We start from the raw sequence: 19,078 nt of genomic DNA on the forward strand, positions 1-19,078 counted from the left end.
AGATAAGTATTTGAAAATAAGGATATTTTAAGGGCATAAAAAATAATTCAAAAGATGGGTAGGGTTAAAGATGAAAAGAATCGTTAATTGTTTTAAGCCATATAAAGGATTACCAATGAGCATATATGTTATATTTTTCGCTTCTATAGTAAACAATATGGGGAATTTTGTTGGTCCATTTTTAACAATGTTTTTGACCTATAGAATTGGAATTAGCGTTGGGCTAGTTGGAGTTATAGTTGCAGTAAATGCAGGTCTCGGCATGATAGGTACAATGATAGGTGGCAAGCTTATAGATAGCATAGGAAGAAAAAAGGTACTTGTAGTGTTTGGAATTGCAGCAGGAATTGGATATGGAATTTGTGCATTTATTAATAATCCGATTATTATTACCAGCATATTAATGGTATCAAGTTTTGTTGGAGGATTTTCACATCCAGTATACAGTACAATAACTACGGATTTAACACAAGGAGATCAGAGAAATGCAGCATTTTCTCTAAATTACATGGCAATGAATATTGGATTTTCAGTAGGCCCGCTTTTAGCTGGGTTTCTATATGAAAATTATTTGATGTGGTTCTTTTTAGGTGATGCTATTACAACTTTTATGTCTATAGCACTGGTTTCAATATTTGTACCTGAAAGTAAACCAACTAAAGAAGAAATTGAAAAGTCAAAAGTTAAGACTAATGAAAGTGCAGAAGATGGTAGCCTAGTAAAAGCTCTTATAAAAAGACCCACATTGTTAATGTTTTCCTTTATCATAGTTATATATTTTATAGTATTTTCACAGTTCACCTTTGGGCTGTCAATACAAATTGGTGATATTTTTAAAAATAACGGACCCACAATATTTGGAAGTCTCATGACAGTAAATGCAGTAATGTGCAGTATACTAACAATATTTATTACTTCTGCTACTAAAAATATTAAAGCGTCTTTATGTATAGCTATTGGAGGATTATTGTATGCGGTTGGATTTGGAATGATGTTTTTTATAGATGCATATTATTTGTTTATTATATCAGCGGCTATATGGACTGTGGGAGAAATACTTGTAGCAACTAATACAAGCGTATATATTGCCAGTCAGACTCCGATTACCCATAGAGGAAGGTTTAATTCGGTATTCCCAATAATAAGAAAGCTAGGATTTATGATTGGACCTATGATGGCAGGTTTTTATATAAAGTACACTAATATCAGAAACTTATGGATTTTAGTGGCTATTTTGGCTTTAATTGCTTCTATAATGATGTATAGATTACATACTGTAGATAAGATAGAAATTGAAGTAGTCCAAAATAAAACAGCATAAAATCTAAAATTACCAATTATTAGTAATTCAATTCCCTATATTTTAAATTTATGTTATAATTTAACCTATAGTTAAGTAACCGCTTGTAAGATAATCCTTATTAAATAAAATTATCAAGGGGGTATTAAAATGTTTTGTCCGAAATGTAAATGTGAATATAGAGATGGATTTAATTTCTGTTCAGACTGTAATATCGACTTAGTTGAAAAATTACCAAGTGAAGAATTGCCAAGTGAAGAATTTGAGTATTCAGAACTTGTTACTATAGCAGAAACAATGGACTTTTCTATAATACCGCTAGTTAAGTCAATTTTAGATTATGGTGAAATAAAATATTTTATTAAAGGAGAAATGATTAGAAGTATTGCCGTACTTTGTAATATTATGGAAATACAAGTTCCGCTAGAAGATGTTCAGAAAGCAAAAGACTTATTAAAAGACTTAGATATAAAGTAGACTAATGTTGTCACAACAAACCCATAATGAAAATTATGCAACTATCTTAAAATACTTTTAAGATGGGCAAACAAATAACTTCCAGTTAATGTTACGTCCCCCGACGCACCATTAACTGGAAGTTTATGGCCGCTTAATTAAATTCCATTTTCAGTTTTAATATTCTTTACCTGCGTTGTTTTAACCTTTTTAAATATACAGGCTGAGTTTATACTTGAATTTACTACCATCTCAGCTAATTCTTTTATAGATGTAGTATCATCTTGGAATTTAGCTTCAATTAGTGAAACTAAGTTACACCCTGCAATAACCTCCATATTCTCTTTATCATTAGCAATTAAAGCAGCCGCTTTAAAAGGAGTCCCACCTATTATATCGCAATAGAATAATATAGCTGTATTTAAGTTTTTGTTTATTATGTTGTTAAATTTGTCTCTTAATGTTTCTTCTGTATCCTCCACTGTGAAATCGATAAAACAGAAATTCTCACTTGCTCCGGCTAAAAGTTCAAAAGCACTTTTCATACCAGTTGCATACTCTCCATGTCCGCTTATTATAATAATTGTTTTCATATTATAACACTCCAAGGAATGATAATAATATTGCTAAAACGAACGTTATAAATATTAAAGCTATTGGACTTATTTTTTTCTTTTTCAATAAGTAAAACATTAATAATGCGTATGCCATAGGTAGTATATTTGGGAATATTCTATCAAAGAAATCCTTCTGTATAGACACAGAGTGTTCAGTATTAATAGGAATCTGTGTTAATACACTGATTTTTATATAAGATGCTATAAGTCCTCCAATTACTGTTATGCCAAGTATTGTTGCAGCCTTGGCTATTATTTGTGATTTTTCCTTAATTAATCCTATAGCTTTGATTCCCGTATTATATCCAAGGTGAGTCCAAGCTATACGTAATATGAAAATAGTTAAATAAACTGCAAAGAATATAATTGGACCTAAGATACTACCTTGTAGCGCAAAAGAAGCACTTATTCCTGCAACTATTGGCAATATTGTGAACCAAAATATTGCGTCACCAATACCAGCTAAAGGGCCAAACAAAGCTACTTTTAAGCCTTTTATTATTTTTCTATCATCATGATTTTCTTCTAAAGATAAAAGTAACCCCATAAGAAATCCTACTAAATTTGGATGAGTGTTGATAAATTCAAGGTTGTCTTTCATTGCTTCTGACAAACCCTCTTTATCATCTTTATATATCTTCTTTAAAAACGGAAGCTGAGCTACTAGAAACCCTCCAGCTTGCATCCTTTCATAGTTGAAACTAGCTTGCAAAAATGAGGAGAAAAATCCTAATTTTGTGATATCCTTTTTAGTTAAAACCTTTTTAGATTCCGTCACTAAAATCATCTCCTTCAACATTATTTGTAGTTGTTGCTACCAGCTTATTTTTTGAACTATTATATTCCATAATCGCTAGTGCTGTTCCTACAAGTGCAACAGGTAATAAATTGGGAAAATTCAAGAATGAAGCTACTAAAAATCCTATTATCAAAAATGGAACATATTCTCCTTTAAGCATTACCTTTAAAAGCATACCAAACCCAACTGCTGGCAATATACCTCCTGCTATCTCAAACCCATGAGTTAGCCATACTGGCATTGATTGAACTAATGATTGCATTGCACCTTGTGCTAGATAAGCACATGTAAATACTACGATACCGTAGGTAATAGCAACTATTGCGGTAGTGATAATATTTAATTTTACAAGGGATTTTGTATCTGCCTCTGCTGCATATTTATCTGCTCTTCCCATGAAAATTGAAAAACTTGAATAATAGAATAAAATAATATATTGCATTAAAAAGCTAAATGGTAATGCAAGGCCAATTGCTGTTTTAGGGTCTGATCCTGATGTAAATGCTATAACCGTAGTCATAATACCTGCTAGAACAGGATTAGGCGGCTGTGTTCCACCTGCTGGAGTTAGCCCTGCGAATGCAAGTTCCGTTAACCCTCCTGCCATTAACCCCAATCTGACATCTCCTAGTATAATTCCTGTTAATGTACAAACTATAATTGGCCTGAATAAAAATAGTGCCTCTAACCAAAAGTCTATGCCAACTATGATTGCCATGACTGATAATAAAATACCTTGTATTAGAGTAATACTGTGCATACTATTTCCCCCCATATTTGATTTTTTCTTTTATATCATTTGGAATATCTTGTATAAATACATTAACTCCTTTTGATTCAATGTAGTGCAAATTTTCTAAGTCTTTTTCATCAACATAAACCTTTTTACTTATCTGGTGTTTACCCTTTGAAAAATGCATATTGCCAACATTTACATCTTTTAAAGGAACACCGCCATCAAGTAATTCTCTTATCTCTAAAGGTGTTTTACAAACTATAAAAATCTTTTGTGCGGGTGTTGCTTTTGCAATAATATCTATCGTTCGCTGAACTGTAAAGAATCTAATACCTACACCGGATAATTCAGCAGTAACACTCATAAGTTGCTGTTGAAGAGGGTCACTAGCCACTTGATTGTCAACAACAACAATTAAATTCACGCCAAGTGAAGTGGTCCAAGTTACCCCTACTTGTCCATGAACTAATCTATTATCAATACGTGCTAATAAAATGTTTGGTATTCCCATTAATATATCCTCCTCTTTTTTGGAGATGTGACACCTAATAAATGGCTACACAAATTTATATGGGCATATTTTCTCTGTTATTAATGAATTAAAACACCTTTTACAACCCTATTCACTTCTCCACTCGGGAATGGATTATCAGGTGTGCATCCTATTTTTAACGATGCGAATAATGCAAATATTTGGGCTACTAAAAGTGAACTATATGGTGTAAATGCGTCGCTCATTATCTTTTCCATTGAATTATATATATAAACATCAGCATTGTCCTCAACCTCAAAATAGTATTTATCTGAAACTACTAATAACTTATGCTTCTTAGATTTCGCTAGTTCAATAAGCATATCTATGTCATACTTTCTTGTATATTCATTATTTGATACGAAGAATAGTATAACTGTATTATCAGTAAGTAACGATTTAGGTCCATGTCTGAAACCCATTGGCGTATCATACCAAGACATTACTTTTCCTCTTGTGAGTTCTATACTTTTAAGTGCTGATTCTCTTGCTGCTCCAAAAAGGTTAGCTGAACCTAAAACAATTAACCTATTTACACTTTTCTCAAAGACCTCAGAAATAATGGAATATTTGTTCATTATAATTTCTTTAGCATAACTAGCTATTAAGCTTACATCTTCTTTTAAATCCCTTTCAATGGCAAATATGCTATAAGCCGCTAGCATCATACCAGTTACACTGCTAGTCATTGCAAATCCCTCATCGTTAATCTCATCAAATACTAAATTTAAAGTTCTCTCATTTTTATATCCTGCTAATTTGCCCAGTGGATTACAGGTTATAATGATATGATATAAATTATTTATATGCTTTTCAGCTATTTCAATTGCTGCAATGCTTTCCGGACTGTCACCGGACCTCCCAAATGAAACTAAAACGGTTTTAACATTCCTAACAAAATATTGCGATGGACTCGCAACAATATCTGTGGTGTGAATAGACTCCACATCACTAAATCTAAATTCTTTTCTAACTAATGGTGCCAAAGAATCACCAATAAAAGCAGAGCTTCCGGCTCCCATAAATACAATTCTCGTGTCACTATCAAAGTAGTTCATAAAATTTTTGATTTTTTCTCTATTATACGAAATTTTGTCATAAATAGACGTCCACACTTTTGGTTGCCTATTTATTTCATTTACTGTATAAGTCATGCTTTTTTCTTTAATATCCTCTTGTGTAAACCCAAATATTTTTTCCACTATACTCCTCCTTCTTTGATGATTTATATGATCATATCTTTTCAACCACAATCTCTTTCATAATCTTATTTACATTCTGGATTTTAACAAATCCTGTGGCTTGTTCCATTGCATTTGCAGTCCCGCAAGCAGATGCAAATGCAAGAAGCTTTTCAATGGAGTAATTCCTCATAAGTCCAACTGCAAATCCGGCCACCATTGAATCCCCAGATCCTACAGGGTTTATGGTATTTACTTTTGGTAAACTAACCTTGTATATTTTATTGTCGACCCCCGCAATTGAGCCCTTACTACCTAGGGAAACTACTACAAATTTTATACCTTTTTTATTAAGCTTTTCTATTTGCCTTATTATGTCTATTTCATATTCGCAAGCTTCACCAGTAAGCATTCCAAGTTCATCTTTATTTGGCTTTATGAAATATGGCAAGGCTTCTATTCCAAGGCTTAAATAGCACCCGCTTGAATCCAAAATAAATCTCTTGTTTTCCTTCTTTGCTATAGTAATGAGAGTATTGTAAATGTCATTAGGCACACCTTTAGGCACGCTTCCTGATGCACATACAATATCACTATTTTTTATAATCTCACTATAGGTTTTTATAAAGAATTCCAATTCTTCTTTTTTCACCACTGGACCAGGTTCTAATATTTCAGTCTGCGTAAAGTCTTTATCTATAATTGCAAGGCAGCATCTACTTTCCCCACTTATTTTTGTCATTTTACTTGTAATTCTAAGCTTTTCAATAGAGGACTCAATATATCTTCCGTTGGCACCACCAATAAATCCTGTTGCGGTAACATCTTCTCCTAAAAGCCTTGCAACCTTACTAACATTAATTCCTTTTCCTCCCGGAGTGTTGTTTACTTTTAATGCCCGCATAACAGTACCAGTTTCCAACCTATCTATTAGATAATGCTTATCAATTGCTGCATTTAGTGTTATTGTGGTTATCATGCCTTATTTTCACTTCCACACATTTTAATCTTTTCAATTATTATTTGTTTCATTGCTTTCTTTCCTGGTGTCATATATTTTCTAGGATCGCTCGCATCTGGATTTTCAATGAAGTATTTCTTTACTGCATTGGAAAAAGGAATCTTTAAATCTGTAGCAATGTTTACTTTGCATATACCAAGCCCTATAGACTTAATCACCTTGTCTCTTGGAACATCGGATGCTCCGTGTAACACTAGTGGTACTTTTACTCTTTTTCTTATTTCTACTAATCTATCAAAATCAAGCTTTGGGTCTCCGTGGTAAAGTCCATGAGCTGTACCTATGGCAACAGCTAAGGAATCTATGCCTGTTCTTTCAGCGAATGACCTGGCAGCTTCTGGGTCTGTATATATCCCATCCTTAACATTTACAATTAAATCATCTTCCTGGCCCCCTAGCTTACCTAGTTCTGCTTCCACTGTAACTCCATTTAGGTGAGCATACTCAACTATTTCTCTCACCTTTGCTATATTTTCTTCAAAATCATCTTTTGAAGCATCTATCATAGCAGAAGTAAATCCCATATCTATATAATGTTTAATTTCATCTAAATTTTCAAAGTGATCCAAATGTAACGCTATTGGAATATCGTACATTTGAGCAGCTGCCGATACTATAGCAACTAAATATTCTCCACCTGCATAGCTAATAGTACTTGGTGTTCCAGCTAAAATTACTGGAGATTTAAGCTCTGATGCAGCTTCTAATACTACTTGTATGGTTTCTAAGTTATGTATGTTAAATGCAGGAACTGCATAATGTTCTCTCTGTGCTTTAACTAACATTCCCTTTGTTGATATAATTTTTTTCATAATTTAACCTCCGATAATTGTATAAAAATATTACTGGACCAAATTAAATATTATTTTGGTCCAGTAGTTAATTAAATTATAATATTCCTAAAACTCTACCAAGAATTCCTACAATTACTGTTATCCCTATAAGCATAACAGGTGAAACCTTTTTCTTTAATAGATAGTACATTAAAAATGTATATGCCAGTGGCAGCATCTTTGGCATGATTTTGTCAAATACGTCTGCTTGAATACCTACTTTTGCCTGTCCTGCATGTATTACTGCTTTAATGTTTAATGCAATGTATGAAGCTATTAAACCACCAACAACTGTTAAACCAATTATTGAAGCAGCATGAGATACATACTTGGTGCTTTCCTTCAAGGATTTTATAGCTTTTACACCCGTCTTATATCCGTAGTTCATAAGACCAAATCTTAATCCAAAATGTATTGCATTAAACAGTATAAGGAACACAAAGGGTCCAGCAATATTGCCTTCCATTGCCATGGATACTCCAATACCAGCCGTTATCGGTAATAATGTAAGCCATATAAGAGCATCTCCGATTCCACCAAGAGGTCCCATTGTAGCCACTTTTATACCTCTTATTGTCTCTGGATCTTCTTTATTCTCTTCCATAGCTAATACTATACCCATTATAAAAGTAACTAGGAAAGGATGTGTATTAAAGAATTCCATATGCATTGACATTGATGCAGCTAAATCTTCCTTTTGTTTGTGTATCTTTTTTAGCCCTGGTAGCAGTCCGAATAACCAACCACAAGACTGCATTCTTTCATAGTTGAAGGATGCTTGAAGGAGTAATGAACGCCAAACTATTTTAATTAAATCTTTTTTAGTAATAACGTGTTCAACCTTTTGGTTTTTATATTTTACTATATTAGATTCCATTTGTTCGTGCCTCCTTCTTTGGTTGATTATCTCCTTTTCTTTTAATTGAATAAAAATCATATAGTGCTATTGATGTTCCAAGTATTGCTACTCCTAGTATTTCAAGCTTAAAGTATGCAACGAATACAAACCCAATAAGCAAGAATGGAACGTACTCTTTTTTAAGCATTATCTTAAGAAGCATTGCAAAACCTATTGCTGGCATCATTCCGCCTGCAACCTGTAACCCGCCAATAAGCCATGTTGGAAGTACTTCAACTGCACTCTTTGCAGCATCTGCTCCAAAGAAAATTGGTAGGAAGGCAATTATTGCATAGAAGAAGAATAAGAATAATAACCCAAGATAATTTATTTTTTCGATTCCTTTTGTATTTGCATTAGCTGCATATTCATCAGCTTTATGCATCACAGGTGAAAATATTGTAAATATTAATGTAATTGCTCCTTGTACTGCAACTGCAAATGGCACTGCTATACCTACTGCTACCTTTGGATCCTGCTTTGTAAGTATTGCAAAAGAGGTTCCGATAATAGCACCGATAACAACATTTGGCGGTTGTGCTCCTGCGAGTGGTACCATTCCCATCCAAACAAGTTCTAATGTTGCTCCTGTAATAAGTCCTGTTTTAACATCCCCTAAGATAAGTCCTATAACCATACCCGTTACCAACGGTCTGTGAATATGGAAAAGACCGTCAAACAAGTCAATCCCGGCAATCCCTGCCCAGATTGCTACTAATAATGCTTGTAAAAACATTTATTCCCCCCCTAATTAATAACTTATAATCAATACCATAATTCGCATAATGGTAAGGTTATCAGATCATTTTACAAAGTCCATTATCTTTTTTGCTCTCTCATCAGGTACTCTTCTGATCTCCATTTTTATGCCTCGCTTGTTTAATTCTCTAAATGCTTCTTTATCCGCATCGTCAATGGATACAGTACTTGTAATCTGCTCCTTGCCTTCACTATAATGCATATTTCCAATGTTTATTTCCACAATTGGAACTCCGCCTTTTACAAGTCTCAAAGCGTCCTGTGGGTTTCTAACTACCAGGAAAATATATTGATTATCTGCTGCAAATCCTATTTTGTCTATAGTTTCTTGTAATGTAAAGTAACGTGTCTCAACCACATCTGAAACTGCCATGTCCATAAGGCTCTGTTGAATTTCATTACCTGCAACTTCATCATTGGCAACAAGTATAATGTTTGCCCCCAGATGACTAGACCAGGTTACAGCCACCTGTCCATGAATTAAACGATTATCAATTCTAGTTAGTAAAATACTCGGCATAATAAGACCTCCTTAATATTATTCTTCCTCCTAATAACCTACGCAACACTAAAGTCTCGCTAATGATGTACATGTAACTCCTATTCTTTAAGGGTGACATGATATTTAAATTTATCTCCTCTGGCGATGCTTACAGTATATTCTATAACTTCGCCTTGTTCGTAAGTAAAACGTTCAATTTTTAGGCTTGGAATCTTTTTAGATATTTTTAAATGACTCGCCTCATTTTCATTAGTCATTACAGGCTCGAAGTATTCTTCAGCCATAGTAAATTTTGCATTGAATCTTTTAGAAAATATGTCATACATTGCTTTACTCTCCAGATCAAACTTTGTTATACCTGGAAATCTGTTATATGGTATATAGCTTGTTTCTATAATCATTGGAACATCATCTGCAAGCCTGAGTCTTGTAAACTTATAAATCGTATCTCCAATCTTCAAATTCATTCTCCCACTAATTTTCTCATTGCATTCTATTATCTCAAAGCTTAAAACCTTTGAAGTGGGATTTCTAGAATTCCTTTTCATTTCTTCAGTAAAACTATAAAACTTTAAAAGATCCTGTTTCATCCTCTTTGGCAGCACAAATGTGCCTTTACCATGAACCTTATATATATACCCTTCGCTTTCTAGCTCCAACAATGCCTGCCTTACTGTAGATCTGCTCACATCATATTTTTCACAAAAATCTCTTTCTGATAGTAACTTATCTCTTTCTTTCATGCACTCTTCAATGTCTTTAATAACAATATCCATCAGTTGTACATATAAAGGTATTCCGCTATCTTTATCTATAGATTTCATGTATTCCCCTTATCCATTTTATTTTAAAGTAAACCGTTACACTGTTCATGTGGTTCGTACCACTTTCTATTAATATTATATTTTATTCCTATATTTAACTTATATGCTAAATTATTATAATAAATATTATACTCCCTTATCAGTAAACATTGCTCCTTGATTCCACGCAATAATAAAGAAAAATATATGACGGTATCTGCGGAAGAATTAAGAAGAAAGGATATAAAGAAAGTTATTTTGGGGAGGGGGAAGTTCTAAATACTAAAAGTAAAAAATTTATATTAAAAGAAAATAAAGAATAAAATCATAAAAAGTATGGTAAAATTGTAATTAAAATCATTGTTGCTTTTTTAAAACATAGCGTTTGGGAAATTGAAAGACCATAGATATGTTAAGGCTTCGTTCAACTGGAGTGTATTTGAAATTGAGCGTAAAAACTTAAAATATTAATAATTAATTAATGTCTGTTTTGTTTTTACAGGCATTAATTAAAAACGTGCTCAACTTCAAATACACTTCTAAGTGTTATGCGACATTAGATTTAAAAAATGGAGGTTATACAAATGTGGATATGGCCAGAAAAAAACAATTTTGAAGGAAATAGGGTTAGAATTGGAATTTTAAATCCAAAGCTACATTATGAGGATTTGTATGAAATGGCTATTAGTTCAAATGATGAAGATAATAGTATTTTTAGATATATGGCATTCGGACCATTTATCAATAAAAATGAAATGAGTTTATGGTTAGAAAAACAATCGACTATGGGCGATAGAAATGTTTATAGTATTTATAGTAAAAGACTGAAGAAATATGTTGGAATGTATTCAATCATTAATATTGATGAAAAAAATGGTAGAGTGGAGTTGGGGAGTATATGGTACGGTAAAGAAGCTCAAAGAACAGAAATAAATACAGAGACAACATATTTAATGTTAAAGTATTTATTTGAAGATTTAAAATATAGAAGAATAGAATGGAAATGTGATAATAAAAATAATGCTAGTAAAAATGCTGCAACGAGATTAGGATTTGTTTATGAGGGACTATTTAGAAAACATATGATTGTTAAAGATAAAAATAGAGATACTTCATGGTATTCAATAATAGATGATGAATGGGATGAAGTTAAAAAAACTTATATAAACAATATTTTTAAGAAATATGGGAATAGACTGAATATTAAAGAAAATTTGTAAACAGCAAGGGAGTTCAATCGTGAATATAGGCAAATTTATCATGAGGAATCTAGATGGAAAAATACGGAGATGAAGATTTTTAGATAGCAGAAGATTTATATGCCAAAGAGAGAGACTATTTTGTTACATTGCAAGACGCTTCAAATGCTTCAAATAGGTTAGAAGACTATATCAACACACTGAACCTCATAGAGGTTGTTTTTTATTTATTACCTTTTTATAGTAGGATTAAGATGTCATAAATCATACCTTGATATCGGGTACATCAACATATGTGTTAAATGGTAACTAATGCTTTAGGGACAGGGTAGCAACTGGAATATTTACAAGCTTACCATCTATGCGCTTACTTTCCATTAATGTAATATTATTAATAGGAATTATCACATTTTCTATAGATATTAAGTTTTCAAGTTCATCTATTGGCTTTTTTAATATAATATTCCTTCCCAAAGTTATATGAGGTTTAAGTGGTTTTTCATCAAATGCTATTTTTTCACGCTTAAGTGTAATACATAATTCTTCATAGATTCTCATTAAGTCTTCACTATTATTTATACCTATCCATAGAATATTGGAATCTCCTTTTTTAAAGCTTCCGAGTGTATCTAAGGTAATGCTAAAAGGATCATGTTTTGATGCACATTCTTGCAAAGCATTAAGTAATTTCGGAATATTGGATTCCTCTAGTTCACCGATATACTGTAGAGTCAAATGGAAATTATCAATATCGGTGAGTCGCCCTTTAGTGAAGTATCTTTCTAATTTGTTTTTTATATGTAAAAGGTAAGATTTTATACTTTTTTCAAAATCGATAGCAATAAATATTCTTATTTTAATCAGCCTCCTATAAAAAATATGTTAGAAGTATGTTCCAATAATAACTCAGTGACAAGATGAAAACCTAATTAAATGTTACGATGATTAGTTTGACCAATAAATCTGAATTTATGTTATATATAACCATGTTGATATACTGAAATTTATGCTTATTTTATGAAGCACTTTATATGAAACTACTTTTAACTAACTCTACTTTCAATTAATTTAACCAACATTTTTTTACGAAAAAAAGCACCTATCAAATTGAATTACAACTTGACTGATGTTATTTACAGCTTAAGTTTCAGGAGTTCAGTAAAAAAAGTAATTATTCGGATTCAATGTTTTCTCGTTGTGAGATCGAAGAAAATGTGGTAATATTTCCTTATTATATTAAACCATCAAGTTATTTAACGGTACAGGAATTTCAACAAATAAATATTAAGGAGTGAAGTTTTATGGGTGAAATTAAAGAGTCTAAAAACAAACTAACTGTTATAGTTGATGAAAAGTATTTCCGTATTGTCGTCGCTAATCCTATGGATGACTTTTTTATTGGTGCTATAAACTATTTAGTATATAAAGGGAAATCCTGTGAGTTTCTTGGTTTTAATGTATTGAATGGACACGTTGTATTAATTGACGGTATTAAATATTGCACCAATGGCACAAACGTATTCACTGATTGGGGACTACTACATAGGGCGGAATTTTTAATAGTTGCAGATTTAGATCATGATTATAGAGAAAACAGGTTTGAAAAAAGGACAAAAGAAATAATAGATATACTTTACAATAAAATATTTAAATAGAATGTGGACCAAATCAGCAAATGGTTACTTGAGGCGCCTGTATTTAAATATATGAGGGATGATAAATCACCTAAAGATTGTATCACAAAATAATCCTTTCAATAATAAAAATAAGACTCAGTATATTTCTATACTAAGCCTTATTTCTAAATCAATTTAAAGTTATATTTATAATATTGTCCAAGTCATAGTTACCCTATTTCAATGATTCTATCAGAAAATATAATCCTTCCGTCCTCTAGAGTAGTAATTTCCCCTAGATACCCATCAATACAGTTTATCCCTGTTTTACTGTTTAAATTTCTTGTTTTATCTACAAGAGCTACTGTTCCTTCAAATAAAAAAGCAATAGTATCACTCATTGAGAAAGCGTCTTCTTTCTCATGGGTGATCATAATTATTGTTATACTAAACTTCTTTTGAATCTTCATTATATAAGCCTTAACATAATTTTTTAGATTATTGTCTAGGCCAGTAAAGGGCTCATCCAGCAAAAGCACCTTAGGATCTACAGCTAAAGCTCTCATTAATGCCACTAGCTGCTCCTGTCCTCCCGAGAGTTCATGAGGATATTTTTTCATATGCTCTTCCATATTAAAAAATTCCGTAAGAGAGTTCACCTTTTCTCTAATCCCTTCTTTAGTTACCTTCCTCATTTTAAGGCCAAACTCCACATTTTCTCTTATAGTCATATGTGGAAATAGTAGTTTAGCTTGATGTACCATGACTATATTTCTTTTTTCAATAGGTACATCATTTATAATATTACCATCTACTAAAACAGTGCCTCTTTTAGGAAGTAGAGCCCCTGTTATAATTTTAAAAATCGTAGTCTTTCCCACTCCACTTGGACCTAAAATAGAAAAAAACTCACCATTTTCAATAATTAAATTTATATCTTTTAAGATTTTATTTTTTCCAATAGAAAAATCTATACCCTTTAATTCTATTTTACTCATATCTATACCTCATGATGAACTCTTCTTTCTTGCTATATTTTTACCGATTAATGATGTTAATATCATTACAACCACTCCATAGAATATATACATTAAGGTATATACTGCTGAAATGTTTCTATTAGAATTAGTTATATAAGGAGTCATAATCATAGAAAAATTAACATGGTTGTTATTACCAATGAATAAATTAATAAAATATTGAGAATAAGAAATAATAAAAGCCATGACAAAGGATCCCATATATCCTTGAATATATATTGGTATATTTATATATTTGAAGGCTTGCCAGAAGGAGGCTCCTAGTCCTCTAGCTGTTAATTCCTCCTCTATACCCCAAACTGTATAATAGGAATAAGTCATTTTAAAAGCATAGGGCAGTGAAAAATAAATATGTAAAATCAAAAGTGCAAAAGTTGAAGAGAAGGGACTTTTCAAAAACAATTTATGGCTTCCTAAACATACACTTATTACTGGCAGTAGCATTGGTAAATAAAAAATGCTTTCTAAAGCAATCTTAGCTTTTAGATTTGTTGAAATCAAAAATCTGGATACCATTATACTGCTAATCGTGGCTACTAGTGCCACTTCCATGGAGAAAATCACTGATTTTATTCCAATATACCAATCCTCTGAAGTGAAAAAATACTGAAACCCAGCTAGGGTAAAGGAATTTGGTAATATATCTGTAGCTCTCCAATTACTAAAAAAGGCCCAAATGACCATTGATAGAATTGGTAATATAAGAAAAGTGATAATTATAAATAATATTGCTCTATAAAAGAATTTCTTCATTATAATATCTCCCCTTCTCCATGTCCCTTTATCATATTATAATATAAAAAACATAACACAATAGAAATTATAATCATAATCATATTTATAGCCATACCATAAATTCTATTAGATAGGTCAGAATTCAAATACGTCTTGTAGGCATATACTCCTATGGAAATAGGATTTGATGGTCCAAGATAATAATATCCTTCATAGGTAAACATATTAAAGTTAAAAATTATTAGAAAGGAAGTTACTATGGACCTTTTTGCTAAGGGTAATAGGATTTTTAATATATATTTAAATCTAGTGCAGCCTAAATTCTGAGCTACAAAGCTATAAGTTTTATCTGCTTTCATAAAAATTGGTGCCACACAAAAGGCTACAAAAGGCAATCCCTTGAATATATTCAAAAGTATTACACCTACCCCATTGGAATTATAAATAAAATTAACATTAGCCTGTGAAATTCCTAGGGTGGAAATAATATGATATAGTAAGCCCTTATCGCTAAAGGTATTATAAATTAAGGTGGCTGCAGCTACATAGGATAGTAATACGGGTAATTTATATAGGAGACTCACAAAACTATTCGACCACCTTGACAGGTAGTAGCCAGTGTAAACACCTAGAATAGTAGCTAATATTGCAGATATAAATCCTACTTTAGCACTAAAATATAGGCTTTTTAGGAAAACTGAATCTGTAAATAAATTCACATAATACTTAAATGTAAAATTATTAAAGGAAAGCTCAGGAATATATCCTAAGCTTTCTATAAAAGTATTTATAATAACATATACAGTAACTATAACTATTATTGATAATGCAGGTAAAATTAGTAATAGCCCTTGAATTCTTTTCTTTTGAACATTATTTATCAAAAAGAATCACGTCCTCCCATATCTTTTCGATTATAACTACTAAATCTGCTTTAAGCTCAGGCTTCTGATGCTTTGAAAGCTCTTCATATTTTAAAATTGAACTTTCATATTCCGCTGCTGGAGTTAGAGTTTTATCCAGGGCTGCTTGCTCCTCTGAGGATAATTTTTCATACTTTATTGATGGTAAGTCTGCCCACCCTTCTAAGTTTGCCTTAGATATTTGCATTGCTGGTGATAGTGCAGCATTAATTACCTTCAAAGCCCCTTCAATATTTGGCGCGTTACCTGCTATTGCTAAATAATGGGTATTGAATGGTGTTCCTTTATCCCATACAGCAGTTTTAGTAGTTGAAGGCCAACTTTTACTTTTAACCATGCTTAAGGCTTTGTTTGCAGTATAATCCATTGTAATATCTATTTCTCCATCTTTATATAAGTTATCTAGTTGAGAGGAATCTGAAGGGTATACCTCTCCTTTTTTCCATAGATAAGGCTCAAGCTCCTTAAAATATTCTAAGGCTGGAGTAATAGCTTTCTTAACCGTATCGTAGTTAGGGTCTAAATCTTTTAACTTATCATAACCAACTATATCATATAATACTGTTCTAATGAAAGCTGAACCCGAAAAATCACTAGCTTGAGGATATGTAAACCGCCCTGGGTTATTTAATACATACTCTTTAAGACTTTGTGAATTAGTAGGTATGGACTTAACCTTTTCACTATCATAGTTTAGTATAAATTGAGCAGTTCCAAAAGGTGCTTCATATCCCTCTGTAGCATAACCAAAATCAGTAATTGCCGAGGCTCCTTCTAAATCATAATACTTTTTTGCATTTTCTAAAGTATTTAAAAATGGTCCATGTAAAAGATTATTTTTCTTTGCATAGTAAAAATTTTCACCATTAATCCAAATCACATCAATTGATCCAGTTTTAGTTGAACTTTTTTCATCCGTAAGTTTTAATAAAATTTCATCAATATTCATTGGGACACGCTTAAGCGTTACATTATAATTTTCTTTTACATATTTACCTAATTCATTATCAATCCAAGAATTAACTCTTTCATTTCCACCCCAACCATAGAGAGTTACCGTTTTATTTTCCTTTGCCTTATTTCCACAACCTGAAAAAACAACCATGGAAATCATTAATGTAAAGACTAAAACAACCCATATTAGCTTCTTATTTTTCATAATTACCCCCTAAAAACTTAATAGACATAAATAATCTTTGTATTGCTGTGTATATCATTAAAATGTATTATCCTCAGCTTTTCTTATGTATTAGAGAATTCTTCAGTCTCATTTCCAAGAAATTTTCTTCTAATGAAAAATCCAACTAGAGTTACCACCACTGCCAGTACTCCTGCAATGGAGAAATACTTCCATTTATCTTCACCTGCAGTAAGACCGGCAGCGCCAATTGTGAAAAATGATACTCCAGGAAACATAAATATAAAGGTATAGAATGTATACTTCCAAAAACCTATATCTGTAACTCCGTATGCAAAGTTTTGTAGATTATATGGAAAAATTGGCACCATTCTAGTAATCATAAGAACTAACAAATCACTCTTTCCATCCTTAGAAAATAATAATTTTTTTAATATCTTATTTTTTTCAAGCATTGGTTTAATTGAATCCTTTAAGAAAAATCTTCCCACTATAAAAGCAAGGGAGGCTCCAATTGTTGTTGCAATCAAACAAGAAAATATACCAATACAAGGTCCAAACACCATTCCTGCAAAAACAGCAAAGGTAACCCCTGGAAGGGCCAAAGCGACGCACCCTATAATTGTTAGAATTATATAAATACCCATGGCCAGTAGCATATTTTCTTCTACAGTATTCTTAAGAAAAGCTAAATTCTCTGTATTTCCTAAGTATTTAGAACATCCGAAATGTCTGTTTAATATAAAAATCACAATAATACTTGCTACAAAGATAAATATTTTCACCTTATTTTTATTCTTATTCACGTGCACCTCCGACCATATACCAATATAGTATAACAATGACAGTGGCTCAAAATTTAGTTTTATACACTTAATTTTAAGCCAGTCAATTTTATTTATATTTTTTTTGTTTTGATTTATCAAAAATAATAATTAGAACAGCTCCTAAGATTATTATAATAATTAATACCCAATTGATTATTGAAAAGGGAATTTTATTCATATGAATTCCTTCCCGAATAATTGAAGCAGGCACTACCTTTAATCTTTGGAAACCGTAAAGTATAGTGGCATAAATTGTACAAATAAACAAATTAGCAGTGGTAAATATACCACTTAGCTTGATTTCTTTCCTTCTTGAAATTCTGATTAAAATTACAGATAAAAGGATGAATGTTGCAAAGAATATGTACCCTATATTTACCCGCATTTCAAGCCATTCACTTTTAAAACTTGTAATTGCAATTACAAGCGCCCATAAAAAACTATTATAAATAATATTTATATATTTCATATAACACCGTTCAATTATTTAGCAAGACGAAAAGTAACTGTTACTACAGTACCATCTTTTGGTAATACACTTTCATCACCATAGAATTTAACAACATCATTTTGCGTTGTTCCAGTTGGATATGCTGCATCACTTGTAATACCAGTTGCACAGCTATCTAAACAAAGTACACATCCAGTATTGTTTTTCTTAGCACTTTCAAGATTCCCACCAAAACGTAAATCCATTGGTTTTTCTACGCTTGCTTTGATAATATCCTCAAAAGGAATTTCTTTATCTTGTCCCTCCCAAGTAACTACGGCACTTAACTTGTCTCCATCAACGGCTACTCCTTTATCAGCGGATGCTTTCATATCTGCTGCTTTTAAGTTGTTTCCAGGTTTAGCTCCAATATCAAGTAATGCTTGATGGAATTCTTTTTCATCTGCCAGACCACGAAGAGCTGATTTTTCGCCATTTGATCCTTTTGCAAAAACAACACCATGACGAGTTGCTTCTGTAAAATACTTACCATTTACTTCACAAAGCATTTTAATTTCCTTTGTCTCTTTGTTAACTACTAATACTTTTGCATCAGTTTTTGATGCTTCTGGTGTTGCTTTAGTACAAGCTGCAAGTGAGAGTATAAGTGAAGCTACTAATAAAACCTTTAATATTTTTTTCATTGTCATAATTATTAAGTCTCCTTTTAATT

General features: G+C 31.9%; 23 protein-coding genes. 4 read left to right on the plus strand and 19 right to left on the minus strand.

Going from position 1 to position 19,078, the window contains the following annotated elements; all coding sequences use genetic code 11:
• Nucleotides 1–70 precede the first annotated feature (70 nt).
• Both KPL50_RS16545 and KPL50_RS16550 read left to right on the plus strand, forming a co-directional pair.
• Nucleotides 71–1,321, plus strand: coding sequence for an MFS transporter (locus KPL50_RS16545; protein WP_216299653.1), 1,251 nt, complete (start codon nt 71–73; stop codon nt 1,319–1,321).
• A gap of 129 nt (nt 1,322–1,450) precedes the next feature.
• Nucleotides 1,451–1,777: a hypothetical protein gene (locus KPL50_RS16550; RefSeq protein ID WP_216299654.1), complete on the plus strand. Its 327-nt coding sequence runs from the start codon at nt 1,451–1,453 to the stop codon at nt 1,775–1,777.
• A gap of 137 nt (nt 1,778–1,914) precedes the next feature.
• On the opposite strand, the gene KPL50_RS16555 is transcribed toward KPL50_RS16550, so the two are convergent.
• The 11 genes from KPL50_RS16555 to KPL50_RS16605 all read right to left on the minus strand — a co-directional run bounded on the left by KPL50_RS16555 (nt 1,915) and on the right by KPL50_RS16605 (nt 10,458).
• Complete coding sequence (locus KPL50_RS16555) at nt 1,915–2,349, minus strand: PTS sugar transporter subunit IIA (RefSeq protein ID WP_216299655.1); 435 nt, start codon at nt 2,347–2,349, stop codon at nt 1,915–1,917.
• A 1-nt stretch (nt 2,350) separates the two neighbouring features.
• The gene (gene agaD / locus KPL50_RS16560) at nt 2,351–3,151 is read right to left on the minus strand and encodes a PTS galactosamine transporter subunit IID (protein WP_375372936.1); all 801 of its coding nucleotides are present in this window, start codon (nt 3,149–3,151) and stop codon (nt 2,351–2,353) included.
• The gene (gene agaC / locus KPL50_RS16565) at nt 3,138–3,932 is read right to left on the minus strand and encodes a PTS galactosamine transporter subunit IIC (protein WP_216299657.1); all 795 of its coding nucleotides are present in this window, start codon (nt 3,930–3,932) and stop codon (nt 3,138–3,140) included. The genes agaD and agaC overlap by 14 nt, the downstream gene beginning before the upstream one ends.
• A 1-nt stretch (nt 3,933) precedes the next feature.
• On the minus strand, nt 3,934–4,413 hold the full coding sequence (gene agaB / locus KPL50_RS16570) for a PTS galactosamine transporter subunit IIB (protein WP_375372937.1): 480 nt from the start codon (nt 4,411–4,413) through the stop codon (nt 3,934–3,936).
• An 86-nt stretch (nt 4,414–4,499) separates the two neighbouring features.
• The gene (locus tag KPL50_RS16575; protein ID WP_216299659.1) at nt 4,500–5,642 is read right to left on the minus strand and encodes an SIS domain-containing protein; all 1,143 of its coding nucleotides are present in this window, start codon (nt 5,640–5,642) and stop codon (nt 4,500–4,502) included.
• Between the two features lie 31 nt (nt 5,643–5,673).
• Complete coding sequence (gene pfkB / locus KPL50_RS16580; protein ID WP_216299660.1) at nt 5,674–6,600, minus strand: 1-phosphofructokinase; 927 nt, start codon at nt 6,598–6,600, stop codon at nt 5,674–5,676.
• Entirely contained in the window at nt 6,597–7,454 is an 858-nt protein-coding gene (locus KPL50_RS16585; RefSeq protein WP_216299661.1) for a tagatose bisphosphate family class II aldolase, read from the minus strand. The genes pfkB and KPL50_RS16585 overlap by 4 nt, the downstream gene beginning before the upstream one ends.
• 76 nt (nt 7,455–7,530) lie before the next feature.
• Complete coding sequence (locus KPL50_RS16590; RefSeq protein WP_216299662.1) at nt 7,531–8,352, minus strand: PTS system mannose/fructose/sorbose family transporter subunit IID; 822 nt, start codon at nt 8,350–8,352, stop codon at nt 7,531–7,533.
• Nucleotides 8,342–9,109 carry a PTS N-acetylgalactosamine transporter subunit IIC gene (agaW, locus tag KPL50_RS16595; RefSeq protein WP_216299663.1) on the minus strand — a complete coding sequence of 256 codons (768 nt, stop codon included), beginning with the start codon at nt 9,107–9,109 and terminating at the stop codon, nt 8,342–8,344. The genes KPL50_RS16590 and agaW overlap by 11 nt, the downstream gene beginning before the upstream one ends.
• A gap of 66 nt (nt 9,110–9,175) precedes the next feature.
• Nucleotides 9,176–9,652, minus strand: coding sequence for a PTS N-acetylgalactosamine transporter subunit IIB (gene agaV / locus KPL50_RS16600; RefSeq protein WP_216299664.1), 477 nt, complete (start codon nt 9,650–9,652; stop codon nt 9,176–9,178).
• A gap of 80 nt (nt 9,653–9,732) precedes the next feature.
• Nucleotides 9,733–10,458, minus strand: a complete 726-nt coding sequence (locus tag KPL50_RS16605) for a GntR family transcriptional regulator (RefSeq protein WP_216299665.1) — start codon at nt 10,456–10,458, stop codon at nt 9,733–9,735.
• Between the two features lie 563 nt (nt 10,459–11,021).
• On the opposite strand from KPL50_RS16605, the gene KPL50_RS16610 reads away from it, so the two are divergent.
• Nucleotides 11,022–11,657, plus strand: a complete 636-nt coding sequence (locus tag KPL50_RS16610; RefSeq protein WP_216299666.1) for a GNAT family N-acetyltransferase — start codon at nt 11,022–11,024, stop codon at nt 11,655–11,657.
• Nucleotides 11,658–11,945: 288 nt separating this feature from the next.
• Here KPL50_RS16610 and thpR read toward each other — a convergent pair whose 3' ends face one another.
• Nucleotides 11,946–12,515 carry an RNA 2',3'-cyclic phosphodiesterase gene (thpR, locus tag KPL50_RS16615; RefSeq protein WP_216299704.1) on the minus strand — a complete coding sequence of 190 codons (570 nt, stop codon included), beginning with the start codon at nt 12,513–12,515 and terminating at the stop codon, nt 11,946–11,948.
• 422 nt (nt 12,516–12,937) lie between these two features.
• Here thpR and KPL50_RS16620 point away from each other — a divergent pair, with 422 nt between their 5' ends.
• Nucleotides 12,938–13,291 (plus strand): hypothetical protein, encoded by a 354-nt coding sequence (locus KPL50_RS16620; RefSeq protein WP_216299667.1) that lies wholly within the window; start codon nt 12,938–12,940, stop codon nt 13,289–13,291.
• A 191-nt stretch (nt 13,292–13,482) separates the two neighbouring features.
• Here the strand turns inward: KPL50_RS16620 and KPL50_RS16625 are convergent, their stop codons facing one another.
• The 7 genes from KPL50_RS16625 to KPL50_RS16655 all read right to left on the minus strand — a co-directional run bounded on the left by KPL50_RS16625 (nt 13,483) and on the right by KPL50_RS16655 (nt 19,055).
• On the minus strand, nt 13,483–14,250 hold the full coding sequence (locus KPL50_RS16625; protein ID WP_216299668.1) for an ABC transporter ATP-binding protein: 768 nt from the start codon (nt 14,248–14,250) through the stop codon (nt 13,483–13,485).
• 9 nt (nt 14,251–14,259) lie between these two features.
• A complete protein-coding gene (locus KPL50_RS16630) occupies nt 14,260–15,045 on the minus strand; it encodes an ABC transporter permease (protein ID WP_216299669.1) in 786 nt (261 codons plus the stop codon).
• Complete coding sequence (locus KPL50_RS16635) at nt 15,045–15,911, minus strand: ABC transporter permease subunit (RefSeq protein WP_216299670.1); 867 nt, start codon at nt 15,909–15,911, stop codon at nt 15,045–15,047. Before KPL50_RS16635 ends, KPL50_RS16630 begins: the two co-directional genes overlap by 1 nt.
• Nucleotides 15,901–17,109 (minus strand): ABC transporter substrate-binding protein, encoded by a 1,209-nt coding sequence (locus KPL50_RS16640; protein ID WP_216299671.1) that lies wholly within the window; start codon nt 17,107–17,109, stop codon nt 15,901–15,903. The genes KPL50_RS16635 and KPL50_RS16640 overlap by 11 nt, the downstream gene beginning before the upstream one ends.
• Before the next feature lie 83 nt (nt 17,110–17,192).
• A complete protein-coding gene (locus KPL50_RS16645; protein ID WP_216299672.1) occupies nt 17,193–17,894 on the minus strand; it encodes a VTT domain-containing protein in 702 nt (233 codons plus the stop codon).
• An 88-nt stretch (nt 17,895–17,982) separates the two neighbouring features.
• A complete protein-coding gene (locus KPL50_RS16650) occupies nt 17,983–18,384 on the minus strand; it encodes a hypothetical protein (RefSeq protein ID WP_216299673.1) in 402 nt (133 codons plus the stop codon).
• A gap of 14 nt (nt 18,385–18,398) precedes the next feature.
• Complete coding sequence (locus tag KPL50_RS16655) at nt 18,399–19,055, minus strand: YdjY domain-containing protein (protein WP_216299674.1); 657 nt, start codon at nt 19,053–19,055, stop codon at nt 18,399–18,401.
• Nucleotides 19,056–19,078 lie beyond the last annotated feature (23 nt).

Source organism: Clostridium sp. CF012 (assembly GCF_018861755.1).
Lineage (GTDB): Bacteria > Bacillota > Clostridia > Clostridiales > Clostridiaceae > Clostridium_AD.

Excerpts from the sequence above, each read along its gene's own strand:
- KPL50_RS16550 (WP_216299654.1), top strand. The coding sequence starts at position 1,451 with ATGTTTTGTCCGAAATGTAAATGTGAATATAGAGATGGATTTAATTTC.
- KPL50_RS16650 (WP_216299673.1), bottom strand. The coding sequence starts at position 18,384 with ATGAAATATATAAATATTATTTATAATAGTTTTTTATGGGCGCTTGTA.
- KPL50_RS16555 (WP_216299655.1), bottom strand. The coding sequence starts at position 2,349 with ATGAAAACAATTATTATAATAAGCGGACATGGAGAGTATGCAACTGGT.
- KPL50_RS16630 (WP_216299669.1), bottom strand. The coding sequence starts at position 15,045 with ATGAAGAAATTCTTTTATAGAGCAATATTATTTATAATTATCACTTTT.
- KPL50_RS16655 (WP_216299674.1), bottom strand. The coding sequence starts at position 19,055 with ATGACAATGAAAAAAATATTAAAGGTTTTATTAGTAGCTTCACTTATA.
- KPL50_RS16620 (WP_216299667.1), top strand. The coding sequence starts at position 12,938 with ATGGGTGAAATTAAAGAGTCTAAAAACAAACTAACTGTTATAGTTGAT.
- KPL50_RS16545 (WP_216299653.1), top strand. The coding sequence starts at position 71 with ATGAAAAGAATCGTTAATTGTTTTAAGCCATATAAAGGATTACCAATG.
- KPL50_RS16640 (WP_216299671.1), bottom strand. The coding sequence starts at position 17,109 with ATGAAAAATAAGAAGCTAATATGGGTTGTTTTAGTCTTTACATTAATG.
- KPL50_RS16585 (WP_216299661.1), bottom strand. The coding sequence starts at position 7,454 with ATGAAAAAAATTATATCAACAAAGGGAATGTTAGTTAAAGCACAGAGA.
- pfkB (WP_216299660.1), bottom strand. The coding sequence starts at position 6,600 with ATGATAACCACAATAACACTAAATGCAGCAATTGATAAGCATTATCTA.
- agaW (WP_216299663.1), bottom strand. The coding sequence starts at position 9,109 with ATGTTTTTACAAGCATTATTAGTAGCAATCTGGGCAGGGATTGCCGGG.
- agaC (WP_216299657.1), bottom strand. The coding sequence starts at position 3,932 with ATGCACAGTATTACTCTAATACAAGGTATTTTATTATCAGTCATGGCA.
- KPL50_RS16610 (WP_216299666.1), top strand. The coding sequence starts at position 11,022 with ATGTGGATATGGCCAGAAAAAAACAATTTTGAAGGAAATAGGGTTAGA.
- agaV (WP_216299664.1), bottom strand. The coding sequence starts at position 9,652 with ATGCCGAGTATTTTACTAACTAGAATTGATAATCGTTTAATTCATGGA.
- KPL50_RS16625 (WP_216299668.1), bottom strand. The coding sequence starts at position 14,250 with ATGAGTAAAATAGAATTAAAGGGTATAGATTTTTCTATTGGAAAAAAT.
- KPL50_RS16605 (WP_216299665.1), bottom strand. The coding sequence starts at position 10,458 with ATGAAATCTATAGATAAAGATAGCGGAATACCTTTATATGTACAACTG.
- KPL50_RS16590 (WP_216299662.1), bottom strand. The coding sequence starts at position 8,352 with ATGGAATCTAATATAGTAAAATATAAAAACCAAAAGGTTGAACACGTT.